We start from the raw sequence: 22,894 nt of genomic DNA on the forward strand, positions 1-22,894 counted from the left end.
TTAGATCGGCATGGGGTAGAGACGGTGCAGCCGCCGAATGCCATTCACGACGTCCTGCGACAGGGTGAGGTCGACGGCGCCAAGATTGGTCTTCAGCTGTTCCATCGATGTCGCGCCGATGATGACGGACGCCATGAACGGCCGCGTCAGGCAGAAGGCGATTGCCATCTGAGCGGGATCGAGGCCGTGCTCGCGTGCAAGCTGCACATAACCGGCAACCGCCGGCTCCTGGTGCGGGGTGAAGCGGCCGCCGAGGTCGCCGTTGATCGAGAGGCGGGAGCCCGTCGGCTTGGCGCCGTCCAAATACTTGCCGCTGAGCAGTCCGGCTGCGAGCGGCGAATAGGCAAGCAGGCCCACGTCCTCGTGATGCGATAGCTCGGAAAGGTCGAGATCATAGGCGCGGTAAAGCAGATTGTATTCGTTCTGCACCGAGGCGACCCGCGGCAGGCCGTATCGTTCGGCCATGTCGATGAACTTCATCGTTCCCCAGGCCGTTTCGTTGGAGAGACCGATGGCGCGGACCTTGCCGGCCTTCACGAGATCGCCGAGCTTGTCGAGGATCGCCCTGAGATCGCCGGCGACATGCGCCTTGTCCTGCTTGGCCGGGTCGTAGGACCAGGCATTGCGGAAATGGTAGTGACCGCGGTTCGGCCAATGGATCTGGTAGAGATCGACGTAGTCGGTCTTCAAACGTCGAAGGCTGGCGTCGATTGCCTGTTCGATGCCTTCCGGCGTGGTAGGACCGCCATTGCGAATATAGGGCCGGCCGGGGCCGGCGACCTTGGTCGCGAGCACGACGTCGTCGCGGCGGCCGCGCTTTGCCAGCCACTCGCCGATGAAGCGCTCGGTATCGCCGTAGGTCTCGGACGAGAGCGGCGTCGTCGGGTAGAGTTCTGCCGTATCGATGAAATTCACGCCCTTGTCGAAGGCGTGGTCCAGTTGTTCATGCGCTTCGGCGACGGAATTCTGCGAGCCCCAAGTCATGGTGCCCAGGCAGATTTCCGAGACCCTGATGTCGGTGCGGCCAAGCGTGTTGTAACGCATTGAATGGAGATCCTTGTGAAAGACGTGCATCGGCCCCGTGGGACAAGGGGGGCGCGCGCCGGAAATGGAGTGATAGCCTTCGCCCTTGGGAGTGTTGAAGGCAGGTCGACTTCGGGCGGCAAACTTACGCCTTGATTGGTGAAGATCAAGGGCAAAAGGCGGCTGCGGCTCGGTTCGGCGGGCCTTGCGCGCTTGACTCGCCGTTCAGGAATGTGAATGGAGAGGAAACCAGAGCGGGGCAAGAAAAAGCGTGTGCGGTTATCCGCCCGCGTCCCGCTCTAACTCATAAGAACCGATCACTATGATTTTGTGTCGATTCGACCCAAAATCATAGTGATCTAGGGAAGGGACTATCCCATGAGCATTGCATTCACGTTTCCAGGCCAGGGCAGCCAGGCTGTCGGCATGGGCAAGGATCTGGCGGACGCTTTTCCGGAAGCCGCTGCCGTCTTCGCCGAGGTTGACGAGGCGCTCGGAGAGAAGCTGTCCGAGATCATGTGGAACGGCCCCGAGGAGACGCTGACGCTGACCGCGAACGCGCAGCCGGCGCTGATGGCCGTATCGATGGCCGTCATCCGGGTGCTCGAAGCCAGGGGACTCGACATCAAGTCGAAGGTCTCCTTTGTCGCCGGCCATTCGCTGGGCGAATATTCGGCGCTCTGTGCTGCCGGCACCTTCTCGATCGCCGACACGGCGCGTCTCTTGCGCATTCGCGGCAACGCGATGCAGGCGGCCGTACCGGTCGGCAAGGGTGCGATGGCCGCGATCATCGGGTTGGAGCATGCCGATGTCGAAGCCGTCTGCCGCGAGGCTTCGGCACTCGGCTCCTGCCAGATCGCCAACGACAATGGCGGCGGCCAGCTGGTCATTTCCGGAGAGAAGTCTGCCGTCGAGAAGGCTGCCGCATTGGCATCCGAAAAGGGAGCGAAGCGCGCATTGATGCTGCCGGTCTCCGCACCCTTCCATTCGAGCCTGATGGCGCCGGCCGCCGACGCCATGCGCGAGGCTCTCGCCAAGGTCGAGAAGCACAATCCCGTCGTACCCGTGGTCGCCAACGTGCTCGCCGCACCGGTCAGCGATGCCGACGAAATCGCCCGATTGCTCGTCGAGCAGGTCACCGGCCAGGTCCGCTGGCGCGAGACGGTCGAATGGTTTGCCGCCAACAATGTCACGACGCTTTATGAACTCGGTTCCGGCAAGGTCCTGACCGGGCTTGCCCGCCGGATCGACAAGACTGTCAACGGTATCGCCGTCAATACGCCTGCCGATATCGACACGGCTCTTGCAGCACTGCTCGCGTAAGCCGTCGAACAAGCGCACCAGTTACAAGGAATCAATCAGATGTTCGATCTTTCCGGCCGCAAGGCTCTCGTCACCGGTGCATCCGGTGGTATCGGCGAAGAAATCGCCCGCATGCTGCACGCGCAGGGCGCGATCGTCGGCCTGCACGGCACGCGCGTCGAAAAGCTGGAAGCGCTCGCCAATGAACTCGGTGATCGCGTGCAGCTCTTCCCGGCGAACCTTTCCGACCGCGCCGAAGTCAAGGCGCTCGGCGAAAAGGCTGAGGCCGAGCTTGGCGGCGTCGATATTCTCGTCAACAACGCCGGCATCACCAAGGATGGCCTCTTCGTGCGCATGAGCGACGAGGACTGGGATGCCGTTCTCGAGGTGAACCTGACCGCCGTCTTCCGCCTGACGCGCGAGCTGACCCACCCGATGATGCGCCGCCGTTTCGGCCGCATCGTCAACATCACCTCGATCGTCGGTGTCACCGGCAATCCCGGTCAGGCCAACTACTGTGCCTCCAAGGCCGGCATGATTGGCTTCTCCAAGTCGCTGGCTCAGGAGATCGCGACGCGCAACGTCACCGTCAATTGCGTTGCTCCGGGCTTCATCGAAAGTGCGATGACCGGCAAGCTCAACGACAAGCAGAAGGACGCGATCATGGGCGCGATCCCGATGAAGCGCATGGGCACCGGCGCGGAGATTGCGTCGGCCGTCGTCTATCTCGCGTCGAACGAGGCTGGCTACGTCACCGGCCAGACGATTCACGTCAATGGCGGCATGGCCATGATCTGATCCGGTTTCCGGGATGTGCCGCCCGTCGAGATTGTGCGACGGGTGATATTCAACGTCCCGGGACACCGCCTGCCAAATGCCTGAAATTCAATGTTGAGCAAGCGAATGTCAGGCATTTTCGGACTTTGCGGCAGACTTAAACCGTGTTAATCGGGCCATGACTGTTAGCAGTCGACCGGTCCCGCCAGGTGTCCGGCAGCCTTGGCTGCCCTGGGTTTGCCGCAGTTCCGGTTGGATGGATTGCCGGGTAGGCCGTCTTGGTCTATCAGGCTTACATAAGAGTACCGGTGCCGGAATAGGCGCCTACAGAAACGAAGGTCGAGGAACTCCGACATGAGCGATATCGCAGAACGCGTAAAGAAAATTGTTATTGATCATCTTGGCGTCGACGCCGAAAAGGTCAGCGAAGGCGCAAGCTTCATCGATGACCTCGGCGCGGACTCGCTCGACACCGTCGAACTGGTCATGGCTTTCGAAGAAGAATTCGGCGTTGAAATCCCGGACGACGCTGCTGACTCGATCCTGACTGTCGGCGACGCCGTCAAGTTCATCGAAAAGGCTCAGGCCTAATATCTGAGCGGCTACGGCCGCAGACGGGCCGCCGAAAGCGGCCCGTTTCAGCCCAGGGAAGTGGGCTGTCCCGCAAGCGCGGGTGCCGATCAGCAAGCGTTCTCCGCTTTTCCCTCTGATCGTGAATGAGAACCTTAAAATGGATGCCCGGATCGAGTTCGTCACACGTGGTCCGATCCGGCTCTGAAATTGAAAAGTCAGGGTGGGTTGCGGACTATGAGACGTGTCGTTATCACCGGTACCGGCATGGTATCTCCCTTGGGTTGCGGAACTGAGGCGACGTGGGCGCGCCTTCTTGCCGGGCAGAATGCTGCACGCAAGGTAACCGAATTCGAGGTCGAGGACCTTCCTGCCAAGATCGCCTGCCGCATTCCCTTCGGTGACGGCACCGACGCAACCTTCAACGCCGACGACTGGATGGAGCCGAAGGAGCAGCGCAAGGTCGATCCGTTCATCGTCTACGCGATGGCGGCCGCCGACATGGCGCTTGCCGACGCCGGCTGGAAGCCGGAGACCGACGAGGACCAGATCGCGACCGGCGTGCTGATCGGATCGGGCATTGGCGGTCTCGAAGGCATCGTCGAAGGCGGCTATACGCTGCGCGACAAGGGCCCCCGCCGCATTTCGCCGTTCTTCATTCCCGGCCGTCTGATCAACCTCGCCTCGGGCCAGGTGTCGATCCGCCACAAGCTGCGCGGCCCGAACCACTCGGTCGTGACCGCCTGCTCGACCGGCGCGCACGCGATCGGTGACGCGAGCCGTCTGATCGCGCTCGGCGATGCCGACGTCATGGTCGCCGGCGGTGCTGAATCGCCGATCTGCCGGATCTCGCTCGCGGGCTTTGCCGCCTGTAAGGCGCTGTCCACCCAGCACAATGACGACCCGCAGAAGGCATCGCGCCCCTACGATGTCGATCGTGACGGCTTCGTCATGGGCGAGGGCGCCGGCGTCGTCATCCTCGAAGAGCTCGAGCACGCCAAGGCGCGCGGCGCGAAGATCTATGCGGAAGTGGTCGGTTACGGCCTTTCCGGCGATGCCTTCCACATCACCGCGCCGTCGGAAGATGGCGACGGCGCCTATCGCTGCATGCAGATGGCGCTGAAGCGTGCCGGCCTGACGGCGGCCGATATCGACTACATCAACGCCCACGGCACCTCGACCATGGCGGACACGATCGAGCTCGGCGCGGTCGAGCGCCTGGTCGGCGAGCATGCGTCGAAGATCTCCATGTCCTCGACCAAGTCGGCGATCGGTCACCTGCTTGGCGCTGCCGGTGCTGTCGAAGCGATCTTTTCGGTGCTCGCGATTCGCGACAACATTGCGCCGCCGACGCTCAACCTCGACAATCCGTCCGTGGAAACCAAGATCGACCTCGTGCCGCACGTCGCACGCAAGCGCGAGATCAACGTGGCGCTGTCGAACTCCTTCGGCTTCGGCGGCACGAACGCCTCTCTGGTCCTGCGCCGCTACACGGGCGCCTGATCAGGCCCCTGCCAATCATCGGATCGATCCAACAAGTCGGTCCGATGATCCTGCTTTTGCCGCATTGCTCGCTACAAGCATGTTTTGGGAGGATGCGCCGCCATCGCGGCGGCGTTGCCGACCGCTATGTTCGCGCAAGGCATATCTGTCAGTTTGCCATTTAGCTATTGCCGGGAACATGTCGTTCGCCCAGGGATAACCGAAGGCGGCGCGTTCCGAACGACTGCATGTCTCCTGTCCGGTTTAAGGATGAAGCAGGCAGCCATTTAGAGTGTTACAGCGACCTTAACGCGTCCTATAAGACGTGCGGTTCTGTAAAGTGTCAGGTCCCCGTCGCGTTCTCTTGAATGGACGGTGAACCGACACATTTCTGTGGTTCTTGGGTGCCAATGCACCGCGCCGCAGCTCTATTGTGTTGAAGACTGCGGAATGCCGCCCGCAAGGTCGGCGCCGTTTATGAAAATGACTTAAGCCTGCCATGGTCCAGTCCGAAATTCGCACCAGGGCAGGAAAGAGAATGAGGCTGCGAATTTCGGGTTCGGGATAATCGTGAGCGACTCAAACGATAACGGCGCGGCGCAATTCGGCCGCAATGAAAACGCGAGCAACGGGCCGATCATTCCGAAATCGGCAAACGAGGCACTGCGCCCGGAAAAAGTGCCACAGCCCCCGAAGCGGTCGCGCAAGGCTCGCAGCCAGGTGGTGATTTTCCTGAATTTCGTGATGACCATCATCGTCTTCGCGGCGCTTGCTGCGGCCGGCACGGTCTACTATGCCATGCATCAGTACGAGAAGCCGGGTCCGCTGCAGGCAAACCAGAACTTCATCGTCAGGGGCGGCGCCGGCATGAGCGAGATCGCCAGCGGTCTCGAGCGCAGCAACATCATCACCGATGCGCGCGTCTTCCGTTTCGTCTCGGAGGCCTATCTCGACAACGAGACGCTGAAGGCCGGCGAATACGAGATCAAGGCCGGCTCATCGATGCAGGACGTGATGCAGCTTCTGAAGTCGGGCAAGTCGATCCTCTATTCGGTTTCTCTGCCCGAAGGTCTGACCGTCAAGCAGATGTTCCACAAGCTTTCCGACGATCCGGTCCTGGTTGGCAATCTGCCGACCGAGCTTCCGCCGGAAGGTTCGCTGATGCCCGATACCTACAAGTTCACACGCGGTACCAAGCGCGGCGAGATCGTTCAGCAGATGGTTGCCGCCCAGAAGGTTCTGGTCGATCAGATCTGGGAGAAGCGTGATCCGAACCTGCCGGTCTCGACGGTCGAGGAACTCGTCACGCTGGCTTCGATCGTGGAGAAGGAAACCGGCCGCGCCGACGAACGGCCACGGGTCGCCTCCGTCTTCATCAACCGGCTCGACAAGGGCATGCGGCTGCAGTCCGACCCGACGATCATCTATGGCATTTTCGGCGGTGACGGAAAGCCGGCGGACCGACCGATCCTGAAGTCCGACATCGACAAGCAGACGCCCTACAACACCTATATCATCAAGGGGCTGCCGCCGACGCCGATCGCCAATCCGGGCCGTGCAGCGCTGGAGGCGGTCGCCAATCCTTCGCGCACGCCGGAGCTCTACTTCGTGGCCGACGGTACGGGCGGCCATGTCTTTGCCGAGACCCTGGACGAACACAACGCGAATGTAAGGCGTTGGCGCAAGGTGGAAGCCGAGAAGGCTGCGGAAGCCGCAAAGGCGGCCGCCGACGCTGGAACGGCCGAACCGGCAGCGACAGCAGCGCAGCCGCAATAAACGCCTGCATTGTGGACGGATAGATCACGGCGCGGATATCCCTTGCGGGATGCCGCGCCGTCGACTTATTGCTTCTGCTGAAACACAACGGAGGTGACGATGCCGCTCCAATCGATGACCGGCTTTGCCCGGAGGGAAGGCAGCAGTGGCCGCCGCCGTTGGGCCTGGGAACTGCGCTCCGTCAACGGCAAGGGTCTTGATCTCAGGTTACGCCTGCCGCAGGGGCTCGAGCGCTTCGAGCCCGAAGTGCGCAGGCTCGCGGCCGATTATTTTTCGCGCGGCAATCTCCAGATCGGACTTTCCGTCAGCGGCGCGGAAGCGACCGTCGAGGCAGTGGTCAATCAGGGTGCGCTGACGGCGGTCTTGAACCTGCGCGAACAACTCGGTGATCTCGTCGACCCGGCGCCGCTGAAGTTCGACACGTTGCTTTCCATCCGCGGCATTGTCGATTTTCGCGAACCGGAAGAAAGTGAAGAGGAACGCGCTGCGCTTGATATGGACATCCTCGAAGGACTGAGGCTGGCGCTTTCCGATCTCCGCGTCATGCGCGAAGACGAGGGAGCCGCGCTCTGTCAGATCCTGCTGGCGCAGGTTGAAGGCATAGAGACACTCACGGCGACGGTAGAGGCTGATCCATCGCGCAGCGCCGCGGCGATCGCCGATCGGCTCGCGCAGCAGGTGGCCCTGGTCATGGACAATGGCTCTTCGCTCGACCGGGAACGCCTCTACGCCGAAGTGGCGCTGCTTGCCACCAAGGCGGATCTTCGGGAAGAAATCGACCGGCTCGGCTCGCACATCGTTGCGGCGCGCGATCTGTTGTCGAAGGGCGGTCCCGTTGGCCGCAAGCTCGACTTCCTGGCACAGGAATTTAACCGAGAATCGAATACGATCTGTTCCAAGTCGAATGCGGCCGCCGTATCGGCCGCCGGCATCGAACTCAAGGTCGTCATCGACCAGTTCCGCGAACAGGTCCAGAATCTGGAGTAAAGCATGACCCCGGCGACCCCTTCGCCCATCAAGATTGCCCGTCGTGGGCTGATGCTCGTCATTTCCTCGCCGTCCGGTGCTGGAAAATCGACGATCGCGCGCAACCTCCTGGAAGCTGATCCGGAGATGAGCATTTCCGTCAGCGTGACGACGCGCCAGCGCCGCCCGAGCGAAATCGACGGACGGCATTATCATTTCAAGACGATCCGTGAATTCGAGGCGCTCAGGGCAACCGACTCGCTGCTCGAATGGGCCGAGGTGCACGGCAACTTCTACGGAACGCCGCGCGACGCCGTCGAAGCGGCGATGGCCGCCGGCCGCGACATGCTCTTCGACATCGATTGGCAGGGCGCTCAGCAGCTTCAGGAAAAGATGGCCGGCGACGTCGTGTCGATCTTCATTCTGCCGCCGTCGATGGCCGAGCTGCAGTCACGCCTGCATCGCCGGGCGGAGGACAGCGAAGAGGTGATTGCCACGCGGCTTGCCAATTCGCGCGCCGAGATCGAGCACTGGCGGGAATACGACTACATCGTCCTCAACGACGACCTCGACCGCGCGTTTTCTGCGGTGCGGGCGATTGTCGAGGCGGAGCGTCTGCGCCGCGACCGGCGCCCGGGTCTGTTTGACTTCGTCAACGGGCTCCTGACGGAGAACCCGTTCTGACAACTGCAAAAGTATGGCTCCTTCGGGAGCCATTTTCGAATCGCGCCATATCTCGCCCGACTGGCGGCTGACCGGTCGCGATTGGTCTCTCGCTTAGAGGCAGTTTGCCAACCGGCAGAACTCTTCCACCGAAAGCGTCTCGGCCCGTCGCTGCGGGTCGATATCGACCTTTGCCAACAGGGCCTCGCCGCCAAGCGGCTTCAGGCTTTGCCGCAACATTTTGCGGCGTTGGCCGAAGGCAGCGTGCGTTACCTTCTCCAGAGATGAAACGGAGCAGGGGATCGGATTTTCCACGGGCTCCAGATGGACCACCGATGACGTCACCTTGGGTGGCGGCGTGAAAGCTTGCGGCGGCACGTCGAAGGCCATCCGTGCCTCTGTACGCCAGCCGCAGAGCACACCGAGGCGCCCGTAGTGATCGTCATCCGCCTCGGCGACGATCCTGAGGCCCACTTCACGCTGGAACATCAGCGTCAGCGATTGCCAGAAAGGCGGCCAGCGTTCGGGCAGCAGCCAGTTGACCAGCAATTGCGTGCCGACATTGTAAGGCAGGTTGGCGATGATCTTGACCGGCCCGCCGTCGGCAAGCGTCTCGAACCGCGTCTTCAGGGCGTCGCCTTCGATCACCTGCAACCGGCCGGGATAATGCGCGCCGATTTCGGCAAGCGCCGGCAGGCAGCGGGAGTCGCGTTCGATCGCGATGACCTTCTTGGCGCCGAGAGCCAGGATGGCGCGCGTCAGGCCACCGGGACCAGGGCCGACCTCGATGACCGTCACGCCTTCGAGCGAACCGGCAGTCCGCGCGATCTTCTGTGTCAGGTTGAGGTCGAGCAGGAAATTCTGGCCGAGCGCCTTCTTGGCGTCGAGGCCGTGGCGCTGGATCACGTCGCGCAAGGGGGGGAGACCGTCGAGCGCGGCCATCAGCGGGTATCTCCTGGCATATTGGCCGCGAGCGTTGCGGCAAGGTCGAGCGCAGCTCTCAAGCTGTCGTCGCGGGCAACGCCCTTGCCGGCCAGACTGAAGGCAGTACCGTGGTCGGGCGATGTGCGGATGAAGGGAAGGCCGAGCGTGACGTTGACGCTGTCGTCGAAGCCGAGCGCCTTTGCCGGGATCAGCGCCTGATCGTGGTACATGCAGATCGCAACGTCGTAGGTCGCGCGCGCCCGATCGTGGAACATGGTATCCGCGGGCAGCGGCCCCACGGCATCGATGCCTTCAGCGCGCAGCCGGTCGATGACGGGGCGGATGATCGCGTCATCCTCAAGGCCGAGCGCGCCGTTTTCGCCGGCGTGTGGATTCAGTCCGGCGATCGCGAGGCGCGGGCGCTCAAGCCCGAAGCGGTTGCGCAGATCCGCCGCCGTTATCACGCAGGTGCGATAGATGAGATCCGGCGTCAGCTGGTGCGGCACATCCTTCAGCGGGATGTGGATCGTGACGGGGACGGCGCGCAGCTTCGGCCCGGCAAGCATCATGACAGGCAGAACAGGTTGCCCCGTTGCTTTCTCGGCGAGATCCGCCAGGTACTCGGTATGGCCCGGAAAGCGGAAGCCGGCATCGTAAAGGACTGCCTTGGCGATCGGGTTGGTCACGACCGCGGAGGCTTCGCCGGCGGTCACGAGCCGTACTGCCGTGTCGATCGCGCCGATGACGGCGCTGGCATTGGCAGTGTCGGGATCGCCTGCAGTGACCGGGTGAGGGCAGGCAAGCGGCAGCACCGGCAGCGCCGCATCGAACGCGGACATGGCGCCGGCACAATCCGTCTCCCGAAGGGGAACCAAATAGCCAAGCGTCGCCGCACGCGCGGCAAGCACCGAAGGATCCCCGATGAACAGGAAGGGTGCCGTCGCGTGTTCGCGGCGGCCAAGCCAGGCCGAAAGGCTGATGTCCGGCCCGATACCGGCCGGGTCGCCCATGGTCAGGGCGAGTGGTCCGCCGGTTGGTTCGCGCATGTTGCCGTTGTGCTTACTTGTTGACGATCTGCGCTTTCTTGCGCAGTTCCTCGAGGTATTTTTCGCTGTTCGGATCTTCCCCGCCGGCCTTCTTCTTGCCGATGTCCTCGGCACGGAAGACGATTTCTGCGGCCGTGTCGTCGTTGACTTCACGCTTCTTGCAGATTGCCAGGTACTCGACGCCCTTTTCGGTCACGCGGGTTCCGGTCGTGCCGTTCTCCCCGGCCTTCTCGACCAACGGCTTCCACTCGTCCGGCAGCTGCTGGGCAAGCATCCGGCCGAGACTGCGGATCGAAACGTCGCGATAGTTGGCGGCAAAGGTCTTCGACGTCTCGCAGCCCGGGAACTGTGAACGGGAGGCGTTCGCCTCGGCCTGCCGCTTTGCCGTGATGGCGCCGCGCTTCTTCTCGGGAATGACGAAGATCACCTGCTGCAGGAAGTATTCGGTGGTCACCGGCTTGTTGCCGCCGCCTTCCATCATCCGTTTGACGAGATCGGCGCCCTGGAGGCGGCTCGAATTGCCATAGCGGAAGTTGACCGCGCGGGGCCAGCTCATCTGTACGGCGATGAATTGCTTGAAGTGATCGGCGCCGACACCGGCCTGGTCGAGGATCTTGCCGAGCTGTTCCGCCGAAAGCTTGTTGCCCGCAGCAAAACGGGCATAGGCGGCATCGACGTCCTGCGTGCTGACGGATTGTCCGATGCGAACGATTTCGGCGCGCTTCAGGACCTCGTCCACCAGTTGCTTCTTCGCTTCCTCGGGGCCGCCCTTCTGGCGCTGAAGACGCAGGAATGCAACCCGCTTGGCAATATCGCCCGAGGTGATCACGGTGTTGTTGACCGTTACCTTGACCTGGCTTGCAGCCTGCGCACCGGCACATGCCGCGATGCTCAGGGCTCCGGCCACAGCCAATACCGAAAGCGTCCTCAAGATCGACATTTTCCCGCCCATTACCTTTTCCTGTTTGCCGGACGATCACCGCCGTCGGGCCTTGTCCGCCTACCGGCTTTGCGCCGTTGCCTTATCTTGTCGGAGGAAATGCATAATACATGCGGCCAAACGATGACAAGACCGTTTGAGCAGCCCAAAATTGCGCGAGGGGGCGAACTTCGCGTTCCGCCCCCTCGTTTCAATGATCTTAATAGTAATCCAGCTCTTCGAACTTGGTGTCGCCGACATTCACGTCACCGAGCGTACGGAAGCTGATTCTGGCGCCGATCGACCAATCGTTCGCCAGCGTGCTGCCGGTATCGCGTTCCTGCTTGTAGACAAGCGAGAACAGGGTGTCCTGATCGTCGTAGGTGATGCCGAAGCCGTTGCGCGTGATGACGTCCTGGTTGATGTCGTAAGTGATGGCACCAAAGACCGACCAGTAGTCATGGAACTTGTAGGCGGCCGCCGTCTGGATTTCGTCCTGGTTCACCTGCGAGCCGTAAAGCGGCTGCGCTTCGATGCGTGTATAGGTCATCGCCGCCTGCCACGTCGTGCCGAGATACCCGACGGTCGCATCGGCACGGCGCAGTGCCAGATCCTTTTCGTCGAGGCGGCCCGAGAGGCTCGCCATCAGGCCGGACGGTGCGTCGATGCCGAACATCGCGACATAGTCCGAGCGCTTGGTTTCCAGACCGGAATTCGCGCCGGCCTTCACCAGGTCGTCGGTTGCGAAGGAGTTCAGGCCTCCGAGATGGAAGGATTGGCCGACGATGCTGCGCAGGCCGTAGCCACTGTCGAAGGTACCGGTATAGCGGAAGCCGACGTTGGCGCGCGTACCACCTTCGACCCGGTCGAAGCCAGAGAACTTGTCGCGGTCGAAAAGGTTGGTCGCATCGAACACAAAGCTCTGGGCGTCTTCGTTCGGCAGGCCACCGGCGTCCTGTTCGTCAGGGCGTGCGTAGAGCTGAGCGATCGGCTCAAGCACATGGCTGCTGTTTTCGCCGACGAACAGGATCGGGTAACGGGCTTCGAGACCGGCGGTCAACATGTGCCGCGTCGCCGCGTCGCTGGTGTCGTAGTCGCCGGTGTAGAGCGGTCCCGGCGCGTCCATGTTGAGGCCGAGGGCATCGCCGCGCGCCGCAAGGAGCGGCGTGACGACGAGACCGCCGGGAGCGATGAACATGCGCTTCCATTCAAGCTCGCCGGTCAGGCGGTGGGTCGTGCCCTCAAGGCCTCGGAAACGATTGACGACACCGGGGACGGTTTCGAGGTCCAGCCGGTTTCGTTTGACGTTCGTGAAGTTGACGGTTGCCGAAAGCTCGCCGCCCAGCACGGGCTTTGGCGCCTTGTAGGAGTAGTCAAGGACCTGCGTAACGGGTTGCTGGTTTTCATTGATGCTATTCGGGTCCGCGTCCTGAATGTCGAAGTAGAAGGCGCGCAGATCGAAGAAGTTTCGCTTGCCGAGGCCAGTCAGATAGGCCTGGTTGACATAGGTCGTGTTATCGAAGTTCGACAGTTCGTAGGTCTTGGCGAAGTTGGCATCCGACTGGACGAGGACGTTCCAGCCGAACGTCCAGCGCGGGTTGATCTCGAATTCAGCCCTCGACGCGATCATGCCGCGATTGGTCTTCATCGCGTCGACCGTGCCCGGCGTGAACTTGCTCTTGTCGAGCTGGCTGATGCCGGCAACGTTCAGCGTATGGAAGCCGTTGTGGAACCGCTGACGGAACTCGCCCTCCAGCAGGAAGCCTTGCCGGGTCAGGCCCGTCACGGTTGCCGTTGCATCCATATAGGGCGAGATCGCCCAATAGTAGGGGACGCCGACGCCGACGCCGAGCTTCTGGGCCGAGCGGAACGTCGGGAACAGGAAGCCGCTCTTACGCTTGACCGTATGGTCGGGCAGCTCCATGACCGGAATATAGGCGATCGGCTTGCCGAAGAGTTCGAAGCGGGCATTCTCGAGGCGAATCGTCCGCGTGCGACCGTTCTGAACGACGCGTTGCGCCTTGATATGCCACAGCGAGCGATGCTCCGGCTTGGTCGAGCAGGGCGTGCAGGCCGTGTAGACGGCCTCATTCAGGATGAACTCTTCACCGTTCCGGCGCTCGCCGCTCGTTGCGGCAAGACGGGTCAGATCGGTGGTTTCGATTCGCATCTGCTCAAGGAAACCGTCGCCGAAATCGTCGGTGACGTCCATCTTGTCGGCGTAGACGACATTGCCGCCCGGCTCGACGAACTGGACTTCCCCGGATGCATAGATGCGGCCATTCTTCTGGTCGTATTCGACCTGACGGGCCACCATCTTATAGCCGCCGTAGTCGATCTGCACGTTGCCGCGCACGATCACCTTCTCGGCGTCCTTGTTGTAGACGAGCTCATTGGCGGACAGAAGCAGCTTGACGTCTTCTGGCATGTTCGGCCGCAGCGAATCGAGGCGGTCCGAAGTCTGCTGCGCCATCGCAGGCGCACTCATTCCCATGGCAAGTGTCTGCAGCGCCACGCCTGCAAGCAGGGTAGCGTTGATCAGCGTCATGCGTTTGCGGTTCACTACCGCCACTAGCCATCCTCCTGATTTAAAAGAATCGTCGAGCCCAGCGCCATCGCTACAACAACTGGCAACCAGGCTGCAACGAAAGGAGGCACAATGCCGCTGCTCCCGAATGCTTTGACAAGCACGGTGACGACATAAAGCACGAAGCCTGAAAGGATGCCACCGAGAATTACGGAGCTAGATTGGTTGAACCGGCTAAACTTGAGCGACACGCAGGCGGCTATCAGCGTCATGGCGACGAGAAGGAGCGGCAGCGAGAGCATCGAGTGAAATTGGGTTTCCATGCCATTGGTTGAAAAACCGAAGGAGCGAGCCACCTCGATCTTTGCCGGAAGGTCAAAAAACTGAATGGAATCAGCCTTTGCAAGACGTTCCTGAACAAACTCGGCTTTCAGATTGGTGCTGAGTTGTGCTGTTTTCAAACGCCGCGGCAGCTGCCCGTTGCGCGTTTCAGTTACTTCGTTAAGAAGCCAGTAACCATCTTCGAGTTTCGCGGACGTCGCATCCTGTCTCAGAATGATCGTTCCCTGTGGATCGAAGTGGATAACGGTGACGTTGAGGAGCGTCGTGCCATTGTCCTGGACCGAGCGCGCGCCGATGATTGTATCGGTACCGTTGTAGATCTGTCGCAGCCACGGAATCGATCCGGAATCCGAGGATCGCGAGGCGCCCCATTCCGCCAGCAATGCCTCCCCACGCTTCGTTCCCCAGGCCGCCAGTGGGTTGAGCGCAACGACAGCGAGCACGCCGAAGAGGAAGGCGCCAAGGACGAAGGGGCGCAGGAACTGCCAGACGGAAATACCGGCGGCGCGGGTCACGACCAGTTCGTAGCGCCGGTTGAGGGAGATCAGCGCGGCCATTGCCGAAAACAGTGCCACAAACGGAATCGTCTGCTGCAGGATCAGCGGGATGCGGAGGGCGGTCATCAGCAGAGCGCCGGTGATCGAATAGTGCGGCAGGTTCGCCAGGCGGCTCGCCTGCTCGCTGAAGTCGATGATGAAGATCAGCGAGAAGATACCGACGAGGAACCAGAAAGTGGTGATCACATAGCGGATGAAGAAATAGCGTCCGAGCGTGCCCATCATGACGGCTGCCCTCCCTCGGCGTCACGCCGCACCAGGCGCAGGCGAACCAGGAGATCCTGCAGCTTTTCCTGCCCGGTCATCGGGATATCCAGACGTTTGTTGCTCACCAGCTGGTGAATGCAGAGCCCGCCGGCTGCGAGCGGCACGATATACATCAGCGGCACGAACCAGATGGAATCCTCGGCGCTGTTGCCGGCATAGAAGGTCATCCAGCGGATGAGCAGCGCCGTTCCGAGCGCGCTCACCATTGGATGGACGCGTGCTTCCCGATGAGAGCGCGCATCGCTGCTGAATACCAGTGCGATCAGGCCGAAGAGCAGCGGAAAGGTCCACTCCGTCAGGCGGCGGTTGATCTCGGCTGTGAAGGCAAGCGGATTGTTCTTGTAGACCTGATCGTCCGGATCGGGATTGAGAAGCCCGGCCAGGTCGCGGTCCTTCGCCCGGATCGTCGCCTCGCGCGTGGTCTTGGTCATGTCGGCGAGGTCGAAGGCATAGGAATCGAACTTGATGATCGAGACGCTGCCGTCGGGCAGTTTGCGTTGCACCTCGCCGTCCTTCATCACCAGCGCGGAGCTCTTTTCATCCACCGCGCCTTCGCGGGCGTAATAGACGAGCTCGAAGGCGGGATTGCGCGAATCGGCAACGAAGATGCCCTGCAACACGCCGCCGCTGCGCCGCGCTCCGACCTGAACGTAGAGCCCGTCGGCAACCTTGCGGAACGAATTCTCCTGAACGACCGACGACAGAAGGTCGGCGTTGGCCGTCGCCAGCATCTTGCGTACCGAAACGCGCGAATAGGGCTCGACGAAGTTGTCGACCGCGAAGGACAGGACGCTCAGGGCCGCCGCCAGATAGATGACCGGCCGGATGATGGCCATGCGCGAACTGCCAGCGGCGTTGAGCACGGTCAGTTCCGAATCGGTGTTCATCGTGGTCAGGGTCTGGGTGACGCCGATGACCAGTGCGAAGGGCAGGATGATCGGGATGACCGAAGGCAGGATGAGGGTTGCCAGTTTGGCGAAGGCCAGAACCGACTGGCCGCTGTCGGTGACCAGGTTGACGTTGGCAAGCGCCTGCGTTGTCCACACAATGCCGAGCAATGGCAGGAGTGTCGCGAGGAACATGACCAAGGCACGCCGGAAGATGTAGCGTTCGATCAGCTTCATGCCCGTGTCCGGTCCAAAATCCTGCTCATGTTTCTGTCCGGCGGCGGCGTCGGACCGGGCATTGCCCGGGTCCAAACCGAAGCCCGGTTCTTACCCGCTATTTCGTGTCGCTCAAACTGTGAAGCAACAGGGATAATTTAAGGCGAAGAACCTCGGTTAACCGCATGTAAACATCCAGGGGCATCTTGCCAAGCGGTTGAAAAGCGAGAAGGGTGCCGGCCACAGCTTTGACGGTGGCGAATGTTGCGAATATTTTCCACTGTAACCGCCCGGTAACAGGGCGGATCGCCATAAGCCTCGCCGTGTCATCCAGATGCGTCGCGGCCAGATCACCTTGCCCTGGCGCCCGGCTCTCGGAAGCTACTTTCGATTCTCCGGCTGCGCACCGAAACAGGAAATATCCCGGAGTTTTTCAATGCCGATGAAGTTCGAGTTCACCTTTGCCAAGTCCCACCGGCCGAGCGGCGGCGTTGCCGTGCTCCTCAAGACGTCGGGCGGCGGAGCCGCGGCCGGCGCGGATGTCGCCGATCCGGAAGACGTCGTGACAAAGGCAGCCAAGGTGAAGAAGTTCACCGGAAAGGTGTTCTCCAGCCTCGATATCGTTGCGCCGCATGGCTCGCCGGCTGACCGAATCATTGTGTTTGGGCTTGGAGAGGCGGATGCGCTTTCGGATCACGATTGGCTGAAGGCCGGCGGCGCCGTTGCGGCGAAACTCGGCTCAGTCGACAAGGTGACCGTATTCGTCGACGCTCCTGGGGTCGACGTGACCGGCAGGGCGGCTGCAGATTTCGCACTCGGCATGGAGATGAACGCCTATAGCTTCGACGGCTACAAGACCAAGAAGGCCGATGACGACGCCAAGTCCTCCGGCAAGCCGACCAAGGTCACGATCGTCACCGGTACCGTCATTGCCGCGAAGAAGGCTTTCGGCACAGCAGAGGCGGTGGCTGAAGGCGTGTTCCTGGCGCGCGACCTGGTGAACGAGCCGGCGAACGTACTGGGGCCGGTCGAGTTTGCCGCCAAGGCGAAGGAACTGGAGAAGCTCGGCGTCGAGGTCGAGATCCTCACGGAAAAGGAAATGAAAAAGCTCGGCATGGGCGCGCTGCTCGGCGTCGCCCAGGGGTCTACCCGACCGCCGCGCCTCGTGATCATGCAGTGGAAGGGCGGCAAGGCCAAGGAACGGCCGCTCGCGTTTGTCGGCAAGGGCGTCGTCTTCGACAGCGGCGGCATCTCGATCAAGCCGGCCGCCGGCATGGAGGAAATGAAGGGCGACATGGGCGGTGCGGCCGCCGTCACCGGCCTCATGCATGTGCTGGCCGCGCGTGAAGCGAAGGTCAACGCCATCGGCATCATCGGCCTTGTGGAAAACATGCCCGACGGCAGCGCCCAGCGCCCCGGCGACATCGTAACCTCGATGTCCGGCCAGACGATCGAAGTGATCAACACGGACGCCGAAGGCCGTCTCGTGCTCTGCGATGCGCTCTGGTATTGCAACGACCGCTTCAAGCCGCAGGCAATCATCGACCTTGCGACGCTGACCGGCGCCATCATGGTTGCGCTTGCGACCCATCACGCCGGCCTGTTCTCCAACGACGACCGTCTGGCCGGGCAGCTCCTTGCCGCCGGCATGGCGACGCAGGAACGCCTGTGGCGCATGCCGCTCGGCAAGGAATACGACAAGATGATCGACAGCAAGTTCGCCGACATGAAGAACACCGGCGGCCGTCACGGCGGTGCGGTGACGGCGGCGCAATTCCTGAAGCGTTTCGTCAAGGACACGCCCTGGGCGCATCTCGATATCGCCGGCACCGCCATGGGCGCGCCGACGGATGAGGTTAACCAGTCCTGGGGCTCTGGCTTCGGCGTACGGCTGCTCGACGAGCTGGTGCGGGCGAGCTACGAGTCCTGACCCGCCGTGCTGGACGTGACGAAAGGCGGGAAGCAATCGGCATGACCGAAATCCTGTTCTATCACCTGACGGAATCGAAGCTCGAAGACGCGCTGCCGCCGTTGCTCGACAAGAGTGTCGAGCGCGGCTGGCGGGTGGCCGTGCAGACGATCGACGCCGAGCGGCGCGACGCGCTGGACACGCATCTCTGGGTCTATCGCGACGAGAGCTTCCTGCCGCATGGCACGGATGTCGGCGATTTCGCTGCCGACCAGCCGGTGTTGCTGGTGGCCGACGAAGGCAATGCGAATGCGGCGACGGTGCGTTTCGTCATCGATGGCGCCAGCCCGCCCGATGTTTCGACCTATGAGCGCATCGTGTTCATGTTCGACGGCTACGATCAGAATCAGCTTGAAGGCGCGCGCGCCCATTGGAAGCGGCTGAAGGGGGAGGGGCATAACCTCACCTACTGGCAGCAGAACCGCGACGGCCGGTGGGAAAAGAAGGCCTGAGTTTACAGCGCATTGCGACGAACAAAGCCCGCGGCCGATACCGCGGGCTTTGCGTTTCTGCCTGTCTGGAAAATCAGTCGTGGAACGCTTCGACGAACTTGCGCTTGCCGAGCATGAAGGCGTCGGCGACGTGACGCAGCGGCGCGAGATCGACGTCCGACCGTCCGGCTTTGACGATCTCGGCGAAACGCCGATAGAGCATTGGGTATTCCTGTTCCGGCTCCTGATGCACGAGCTTGCCGTCGACGGCGAGCTTGGCGCCGCCTTCGGACAGCACCATCTCGCCCGCCGCCGTCCGGGCGACGATATCCCAGCTTTGCTTGCCGGTCTGGCGCCAGTCGAATTCGGCGGAAACCGGCAGTTTCTTCCCATCCGTGAAGGTGATGGTGGCAGCAATCGGCGCGTCGCGATTCTCGGGGAATTCGAGCACGGCCGAGGTCACGAACAGCGGGCGCGGCAGAATGTGGGTGACGATGGAAAGCGCGTTGATGCCGGGATCGAAGACGCCGAGGCCACCCGCCGCCCAGATCCATTCCTGGTTCGGGTGCCAGTGGCGCACGTCTTCCTTCCAGATGACCTGGACATCATTGATCGTCGTTGCCGCCAGGAAGGATTTTGCCGCTTCCACGGCCGGCGCGTAGCGGGAGTGCCAGCTCGCAAACAGCGACAGCCTCTTCGATGCCGCCAGCGCCTCGAGGTCTGCGACCTCGCTGAGGGTGGCGCCCGGAGGCTTTTCCAGGAACACATGCTTGCCGGCGTCGAGTGCTGCGCGGGCGGCCTCGTAGCGATACTGCGGCGGCATGCAGAGCGATACGGCCTCGATCGCAGGCACGGCTTCGAGCATCGCCTCGATCGATTTGAAGTTGTCTATCCCGTCGACCGTGCCATGCCGGCTTGCGGCGGCGATCAGGTGATAGTCGCTGTTCTTGGCGATCGCCGGCAGGTGCTGGTCGCGAACGATTTTGCCGACGCCGACAACGGCAATTTTGATGGGGGCCATGGTGTTCCGCTCGATTTGTATGACTTATTGTCGGCTCTTGTAGCAGATTGCGCAGGGCGGACAAGCGCCGCCGGTCCGTCGCCACCATATGCATCAATGTCGGGGAAATCGACAGATTATCATTCCCTCTGAACGCCACCGCGCTAGCTCTACCACCGGACGTGCCGTTTCGTCCCGTCAACCGGGCTGACGATAGGGCGATCTGACCGCCCAAGAGGAGTGAACCATGCAGCAGCAAATCCGTCGTGCCAGCCGCGCCGAACTCGACGTCATGATCGAGTGGGCGGCCGAGGAGGGGTGGAATCCCGGGCTCGGTGATGTCGGCCCCTTCTGGGCGGCCGATCCGGACGGCTACTGGATAGCCGATGGAGAGGACGGGCCGGTCGGCGCCATCTCGCTGGTGCGATACAACGAAAGCTACGCCTTTCTCGGCTTCTACATCACGCGACCGGAACACCGCGGCAAGGGGATCGGTCGGCAACTGTGGCAACAGGCGATGGTCGTCGCCGGGAACCGCATCGTCGGCCTCGACGGCGTGGTCGCACAGCAGGAGAATTATCGGCGGTCCGGCTTCACCTATGCCCATGCGAACATCCGCTACGGCGGTGTCATCGACGTAATCGAGCCGCCGGGCGCCGACCTCCTGGAGGTCGCCCCGGTCCATATGTCGCTCCTCACCGAGTATGACCGCCGCTTCGTCCCGGCGCGTCGCGAGGCGTTCCTTCGTGAATGGCTGAAGTCGAGCGATGGACGGCGCAGTGTCCTGCTGCTGCGCGACGGCGCAGTCGCGGCCTATGGAACGATCCGGGCTTGCCGAAACGGGTTCAAGATTGGACCGCTCTTCTCCGACACCGAGACCGGCGCCGATCTGGTCTTTCGCAAGCTCGCCGCCGGTGTCAATGGCAGCGAAATTTACCTCGACATCCCCGAACCGAACGCCTCGGCCAAGGCGCTTTGCGATCGCTACAATCTGCGGCCGGTGTTCGAGACGGCGCGCATGTATCGCGGGCCCGACCCCGGGCTGCCGTTGGCACGGATCTACGGCATCACCACGTTCGAACTGGGCTGACCGGTCGGGCAGGCTTCTGTCAGCCGGCCATTGCCTCTTCATACTCGGCGGAAAGCTCAAGCCATTGCTCTTCGGCGTGAGCGAGTTTCACTGCCGCGTCGGAGCGTTCCTTGGCTTTCTGGGCGGCTTTCGCAGGCGACTTTTCGTAGAGCACCGGATTGGCCAGTTCCACATCAAGTGCCTGAATCAGTTTCTCCAGTTTTCCGGTCAAGGATTCGATTTCATTGATCTTCTTGCGAAGCGGCGCCAGCGAGGCGCGCTTGTCGGCGTTCACCTTGCGCTGGTCCGCCTTCGAGAGGCTGTCATCGGCTCCGTTCGGCTTGGCCTTGTCGTCCTTGGGCTTGGGTCCGCCGACGATCAGGCTGCGATAATCCTCAAGGTCGCCGTCGTAGCTCGTCACCGTTCCGTCGCGCACCAGCCACAGCCGGTCGGCAGTTGCCTCGATCAGATGGCGATCGTGCGAGATCAGGATGACAGCGCCGGAATAGTCGTTGAGGGCGGTGATCAGCGCGTTGCGGCTGTCGATGTCGAGGTGGTTGGTCGGCTCGTCGAGGATCAGGAGGTTCGGTGCGTCGAAGGCGGCAAGGCCCATCAGCAGCCGTGCTTTCTCGCCACCCGAGAGATCCTTGGCAGGCGTTTCCATTTTTTCCGTCGCCAGCCCCATCTGCGCCACGCGCGAACGCACCTTGGCTTCGGGGGCGTCCGGCATGCGCCGGCGCACATGCTCGACGGCGCTCTGCGTGGGGATGAGGTCGTCGAGCTGGTGCTGGGCGAAGAAACCGACCTTGAGGTTCGGCGCGATCTTCAGTTCGCCCGCCTCCGGCGCCAGTCGGCCGGAGATGAATTTGGCGAAGGTCGACTTGCCGTTGCCGTTCGAACCGAGCAGCGCGATGCGGTCGTCGGTATCGATCCTGAGGTTCAGCCGCTTGAGGATCGGCTTGCTGGGCTCGTAGCCAACGGTACCGCCGGTGACGGCAATGATCGGCGAGGCGGCTTCCTTCTCCGGGTCCGGGAAGGAGAAGCCCTGGACGTGATCCTCGATCACCGCCGCAATCGTGCCCATGCGCTCAAGTGCCTTCACGCGGCTTTGCGCCTGGCGGGCCTTGGTGGCCTTGGCCTTGAAGCGGTCGATGAAGCTCTGCAGGTGCTTGCGCGCCGCATCGTTCTTGGCTTTCGCCTTCATCTGCAGCTCGTCGGCCTCGGCCTTCTGCCGCTCGAACTGGTCATAGGGTCCGCGATAGAAGGTAAGCTTCTTCTGGTCGAGATGCACGATGGCGTTGACCGCAGTGTTCAGCAGATCGCGGTCGTGGCTGATGATGATGACCGTGTGCGGATAGCGGCGAATGTAGTCCTCAAGCCAGAGCGTGCCTTCGAGGTCGAGATAGTTGGTCGGCTCGTCGAGCAGCAACAGGTCCGGCTCGGAGAAGAGCACGCCGGCGAGCGCGACGCGCATGCGCCAGCCGCCGGAGAAGGAGGAGGCCGGGCGCAATTGCGCTTCGTGATCGAAGCCGAGGCCGGCGAGAATGCTCGCGGCCCGCGCTTCGGCCGAGTGGGCGCCGATATCGGCAAGCCGGGTCTGGATCTCGGCGATGCGGTGCGGATCGGTTGCGGTCTCGGCTTCTGCGATCAGGGCCGAGCGTTCCTTGTCGGCCTTCAGCACGATCTCGATCAGCGGTTCCTCGGTGCCGGGCGCTTCCTGGGCCACCTGACCGATGCGGGCGTTCTTCGGCAAGGAGACGCTGCCGGCCTCGGAGGCAAATTCACCGGTGATGATGCGAAACAGCGTCGACTTGCCGGCACCGTTGCGGCCCACGAGCCCGGCCTTCGTGCCCGCCGGAAGCGTCACGGATGCGTTTTCGATGAGGAGACGGCCCGCGATGCGGGCGGAAAGGCCGGAAATCTGGATCATTGCGGCCTTTTGCCCGGACTTGGCCGGGAAGGCAAGAGGCGCGGCCTCGACCGCATCCGCCTTGGCTACCCTCTTGTGACCGTTCGCGATTTCAAGGGGTCATTGTTATCGATTTTTGAACAAGGCGTTCCGACAATCGATACTACACATCCTCATCGTGAGGGACCATCTCAATAACGGAAGGGCGGGGAACGCTCTTCCTGACCGCCTCGATCGACTGAACGCCATCGGCAAGGGCCCCGCGTTTAGAG

General features: G+C 62.3%; 19 protein-coding genes. 10 read left to right on the forward strand and 9 right to left on the reverse strand.

Going from position 1 to position 22,894, the window contains the following annotated elements:
• Positions 1 to 1,044 (reverse strand): aldo/keto reductase, encoded by a 1,044-nt coding sequence (locus ACN9MO_RS04235; RefSeq protein WP_112995476.1) that lies wholly within the window; start codon positions 1,042 to 1,044, stop codon positions 1 to 3.
• Between the two features lie 357 nt (positions 1,045 to 1,401).
• Between ACN9MO_RS04235 and fabD the strand changes: the two genes are divergently transcribed.
• From fabD to gmk, 7 genes are all read left to right on the forward strand, one after another.
• Positions 1,402 to 2,346: an ACP S-malonyltransferase gene (fabD, locus tag ACN9MO_RS04240; RefSeq protein ID WP_112995439.1), complete on the forward strand. Its 945-nt coding sequence runs from the start codon at positions 1,402 to 1,404 to the stop codon at positions 2,344 to 2,346.
• A gap of 39 nt (positions 2,347 to 2,385) precedes the next feature.
• Positions 2,386 to 3,123 (forward strand): 3-oxoacyl-[acyl-carrier-protein] reductase, encoded by a 738-nt coding sequence (gene fabG, locus ACN9MO_RS04245; protein WP_057252708.1) that lies wholly within the window; start codon positions 2,386 to 2,388, stop codon positions 3,121 to 3,123.
• A gap of 333 nt (positions 3,124 to 3,456) precedes the next feature.
• Positions 3,457 to 3,693 carry an acyl carrier protein gene (locus ACN9MO_RS04250; protein WP_003531676.1) on the forward strand — a complete coding sequence of 79 codons (237 nt, stop codon included), beginning with the start codon at positions 3,457 to 3,459 and terminating at the stop codon, positions 3,691 to 3,693.
• 216 nt (positions 3,694 to 3,909) lie between these two features.
• Entirely contained in the window at positions 3,910 to 5,175 is a 1,266-nt protein-coding gene (gene fabF / locus ACN9MO_RS04255; protein ID WP_112995440.1) for a beta-ketoacyl-ACP synthase II, read from the forward strand.
• 549 nt (positions 5,176 to 5,724) lie between these two features.
• Complete coding sequence (gene mltG / locus ACN9MO_RS04260) at positions 5,725 to 6,930, forward strand: endolytic transglycosylase MltG (protein WP_058320228.1); 1,206 nt, start codon at positions 5,725 to 5,727, stop codon at positions 6,928 to 6,930.
• 99 nt (positions 6,931 to 7,029) lie between these two features.
• A complete protein-coding gene (locus ACN9MO_RS04265) occupies positions 7,030 to 7,917 on the forward strand; it encodes a YicC/YloC family endoribonuclease (protein ID WP_058329419.1) in 888 nt (295 codons plus the stop codon).
• Positions 7,918 to 7,920: 3 nt separating this feature from the next.
• Positions 7,921 to 8,580 (forward strand): guanylate kinase, encoded by a 660-nt coding sequence (gmk, locus tag ACN9MO_RS04270; protein WP_057252701.1) that lies wholly within the window; start codon positions 7,921 to 7,923, stop codon positions 8,578 to 8,580.
• A gap of 93 nt (positions 8,581 to 8,673) precedes the next feature.
• Here gmk and rsmA read toward each other — a convergent pair whose 3' ends face one another.
• The 6 genes from rsmA to lptF form a co-directional block, all read right to left on the reverse strand.
• On the reverse strand, positions 8,674 to 9,501 hold the full coding sequence (gene rsmA, locus ACN9MO_RS04275) for a 16S rRNA (adenine(1518)-N(6)/adenine(1519)-N(6))-dimethyltransferase RsmA (RefSeq protein WP_057252700.1): 828 nt from the start codon (positions 9,499 to 9,501) through the stop codon (positions 8,674 to 8,676).
• Positions 9,501 to 10,529: a 4-hydroxythreonine-4-phosphate dehydrogenase PdxA gene (gene pdxA, locus ACN9MO_RS04280; protein ID WP_057252698.1), complete on the reverse strand. Its 1,029-nt coding sequence runs from the start codon at positions 10,527 to 10,529 to the stop codon at positions 9,501 to 9,503. Before pdxA ends, rsmA begins: the two co-directional genes overlap by 1 nt.
• A 13-nt stretch (positions 10,530 to 10,542) precedes the next feature.
• Entirely contained in the window at positions 10,543 to 11,481 is a 939-nt protein-coding gene (locus ACN9MO_RS04285; RefSeq protein WP_057252696.1) for a peptidylprolyl isomerase, read from the reverse strand.
• Between the two features lie 187 nt (positions 11,482 to 11,668).
• Entirely contained in the window at positions 11,669 to 14,020 is a 2,352-nt protein-coding gene (locus ACN9MO_RS04290) for an LPS-assembly protein LptD (RefSeq protein ID WP_112995442.1), read from the reverse strand.
• The gene (gene lptG, locus ACN9MO_RS04295) at positions 14,020 to 15,099 is read right to left on the reverse strand and encodes an LPS export ABC transporter permease LptG (RefSeq protein ID WP_110878164.1); all 1,080 of its coding nucleotides are present in this window, start codon (positions 15,097 to 15,099) and stop codon (positions 14,020 to 14,022) included. The genes ACN9MO_RS04290 and lptG overlap by 1 nt, the downstream gene beginning before the upstream one ends.
• On the reverse strand, positions 15,096 to 16,265 hold the full coding sequence (lptF, locus tag ACN9MO_RS04300; RefSeq protein WP_057252901.1) for an LPS export ABC transporter permease LptF: 1,170 nt from the start codon (positions 16,263 to 16,265) through the stop codon (positions 15,096 to 15,098). Before lptF ends, lptG begins: the two co-directional genes overlap by 4 nt.
• Before the next feature lie 415 nt (positions 16,266 to 16,680).
• On the opposite strand from lptF, the gene ACN9MO_RS04305 reads away from it, so the two are divergent.
• Complete coding sequence (locus ACN9MO_RS04305) at positions 16,681 to 18,174, forward strand: leucyl aminopeptidase (RefSeq protein ID WP_110878165.1); 1,494 nt, start codon at positions 16,681 to 16,683, stop codon at positions 18,172 to 18,174.
• A 41-nt stretch (positions 18,175 to 18,215) separates the two neighbouring features.
• Entirely contained in the window at positions 18,216 to 18,665 is a 450-nt protein-coding gene (locus ACN9MO_RS04310) for a DNA polymerase III subunit chi (RefSeq protein ID WP_110878166.1), read from the forward strand.
• A 73-nt stretch (positions 18,666 to 18,738) separates the two neighbouring features.
• On the opposite strand, the gene ACN9MO_RS04315 is transcribed toward ACN9MO_RS04310, so the two are convergent.
• Complete coding sequence (locus ACN9MO_RS04315) at positions 18,739 to 19,665, reverse strand: Gfo/Idh/MocA family protein (protein WP_113132283.1); 927 nt, start codon at positions 19,663 to 19,665, stop codon at positions 18,739 to 18,741.
• 226 nt (positions 19,666 to 19,891) lie between these two features.
• Between ACN9MO_RS04315 and ACN9MO_RS04320 the strand changes: the two genes are divergently transcribed.
• On the forward strand, positions 19,892 to 20,734 hold the full coding sequence (locus tag ACN9MO_RS04320) for a GNAT family N-acetyltransferase (RefSeq protein ID WP_112995444.1): 843 nt from the start codon (positions 19,892 to 19,894) through the stop codon (positions 20,732 to 20,734).
• A 19-nt stretch (positions 20,735 to 20,753) separates the two neighbouring features.
• On the opposite strand, the gene ACN9MO_RS04325 is transcribed toward ACN9MO_RS04320, so the two are convergent.
• Positions 20,754 to 22,643: an ABC-F family ATP-binding cassette domain-containing protein gene (locus ACN9MO_RS04325; RefSeq protein WP_057252683.1), complete on the reverse strand. Its 1,890-nt coding sequence runs from the start codon at positions 22,641 to 22,643 to the stop codon at positions 20,754 to 20,756.
• Between the last annotated feature and the right edge of the window lie 251 nt (positions 22,644 to 22,894).

Origin of the sequence: Ensifer sp. R-19, assembly GCF_049905105.1 — a bacterium.
Taxonomy (GTDB): domain Bacteria; phylum Pseudomonadota; class Alphaproteobacteria; order Rhizobiales; family Rhizobiaceae; genus Ensifer.

Coding starts and splice junctions, on each gene's coding strand:
- ACN9MO_RS04320 (WP_112995444.1), top strand. CDS start 19,892: ATGCAGCAGCAAATCCGTCGTGCCAGCCGCGCCGAACTCGACGTCATG.
- gmk (WP_057252701.1), top strand. CDS start 7,921: ATGACCCCGGCGACCCCTTCGCCCATCAAGATTGCCCGTCGTGGGCTG.
- ACN9MO_RS04250 (WP_003531676.1), top strand. CDS start 3,457: ATGAGCGATATCGCAGAACGCGTAAAGAAAATTGTTATTGATCATCTT.
- ACN9MO_RS04305 (WP_110878165.1), top strand. CDS start 16,681: ATGCCGATGAAGTTCGAGTTCACCTTTGCCAAGTCCCACCGGCCGAGC.
- lptG (WP_110878164.1), bottom strand. CDS start 15,099: ATGATGGGCACGCTCGGACGCTATTTCTTCATCCGCTATGTGATCACC.
- rsmA (WP_057252700.1), bottom strand. CDS start 9,501: ATGGCCGCGCTCGACGGTCTCCCCCCCTTGCGCGACGTGATCCAGCGC.
- ACN9MO_RS04235 (WP_112995476.1), bottom strand. CDS start 1,044: ATGCGTTACAACACGCTTGGCCGCACCGACATCAGGGTCTCGGAAATC.
- lptF (WP_057252901.1), bottom strand. CDS start 16,265: ATGAAGCTGATCGAACGCTACATCTTCCGGCGTGCCTTGGTCATGTTC.
- fabD (WP_112995439.1), top strand. CDS start 1,402: ATGAGCATTGCATTCACGTTTCCAGGCCAGGGCAGCCAGGCTGTCGGC.
- ACN9MO_RS04325 (WP_057252683.1), bottom strand. CDS start 22,643: ATGATCCAGATTTCCGGCCTTTCCGCCCGCATCGCGGGCCGTCTCCTC.
- ACN9MO_RS04315 (WP_113132283.1), bottom strand. CDS start 19,665: ATGGCCCCCATCAAAATTGCCGTTGTCGGCGTCGGCAAAATCGTTCGC.
- fabG (WP_057252708.1), top strand. CDS start 2,386: ATGTTCGATCTTTCCGGCCGCAAGGCTCTCGTCACCGGTGCATCCGGT.
- fabF (WP_112995440.1), top strand. CDS start 3,910: ATGAGACGTGTCGTTATCACCGGTACCGGCATGGTATCTCCCTTGGGT.
- ACN9MO_RS04285 (WP_057252696.1), bottom strand. CDS start 11,481: ATGGGCGGGAAAATGTCGATCTTGAGGACGCTTTCGGTATTGGCTGTG.
- pdxA (WP_057252698.1), bottom strand. CDS start 10,529: ATGCGCGAACCAACCGGCGGACCACTCGCCCTGACCATGGGCGACCCG.
- ACN9MO_RS04310 (WP_110878166.1), top strand. CDS start 18,216: ATGACCGAAATCCTGTTCTATCACCTGACGGAATCGAAGCTCGAAGAC.
- ACN9MO_RS04265 (WP_058329419.1), top strand. CDS start 7,030: ATGCCGCTCCAATCGATGACCGGCTTTGCCCGGAGGGAAGGCAGCAGT.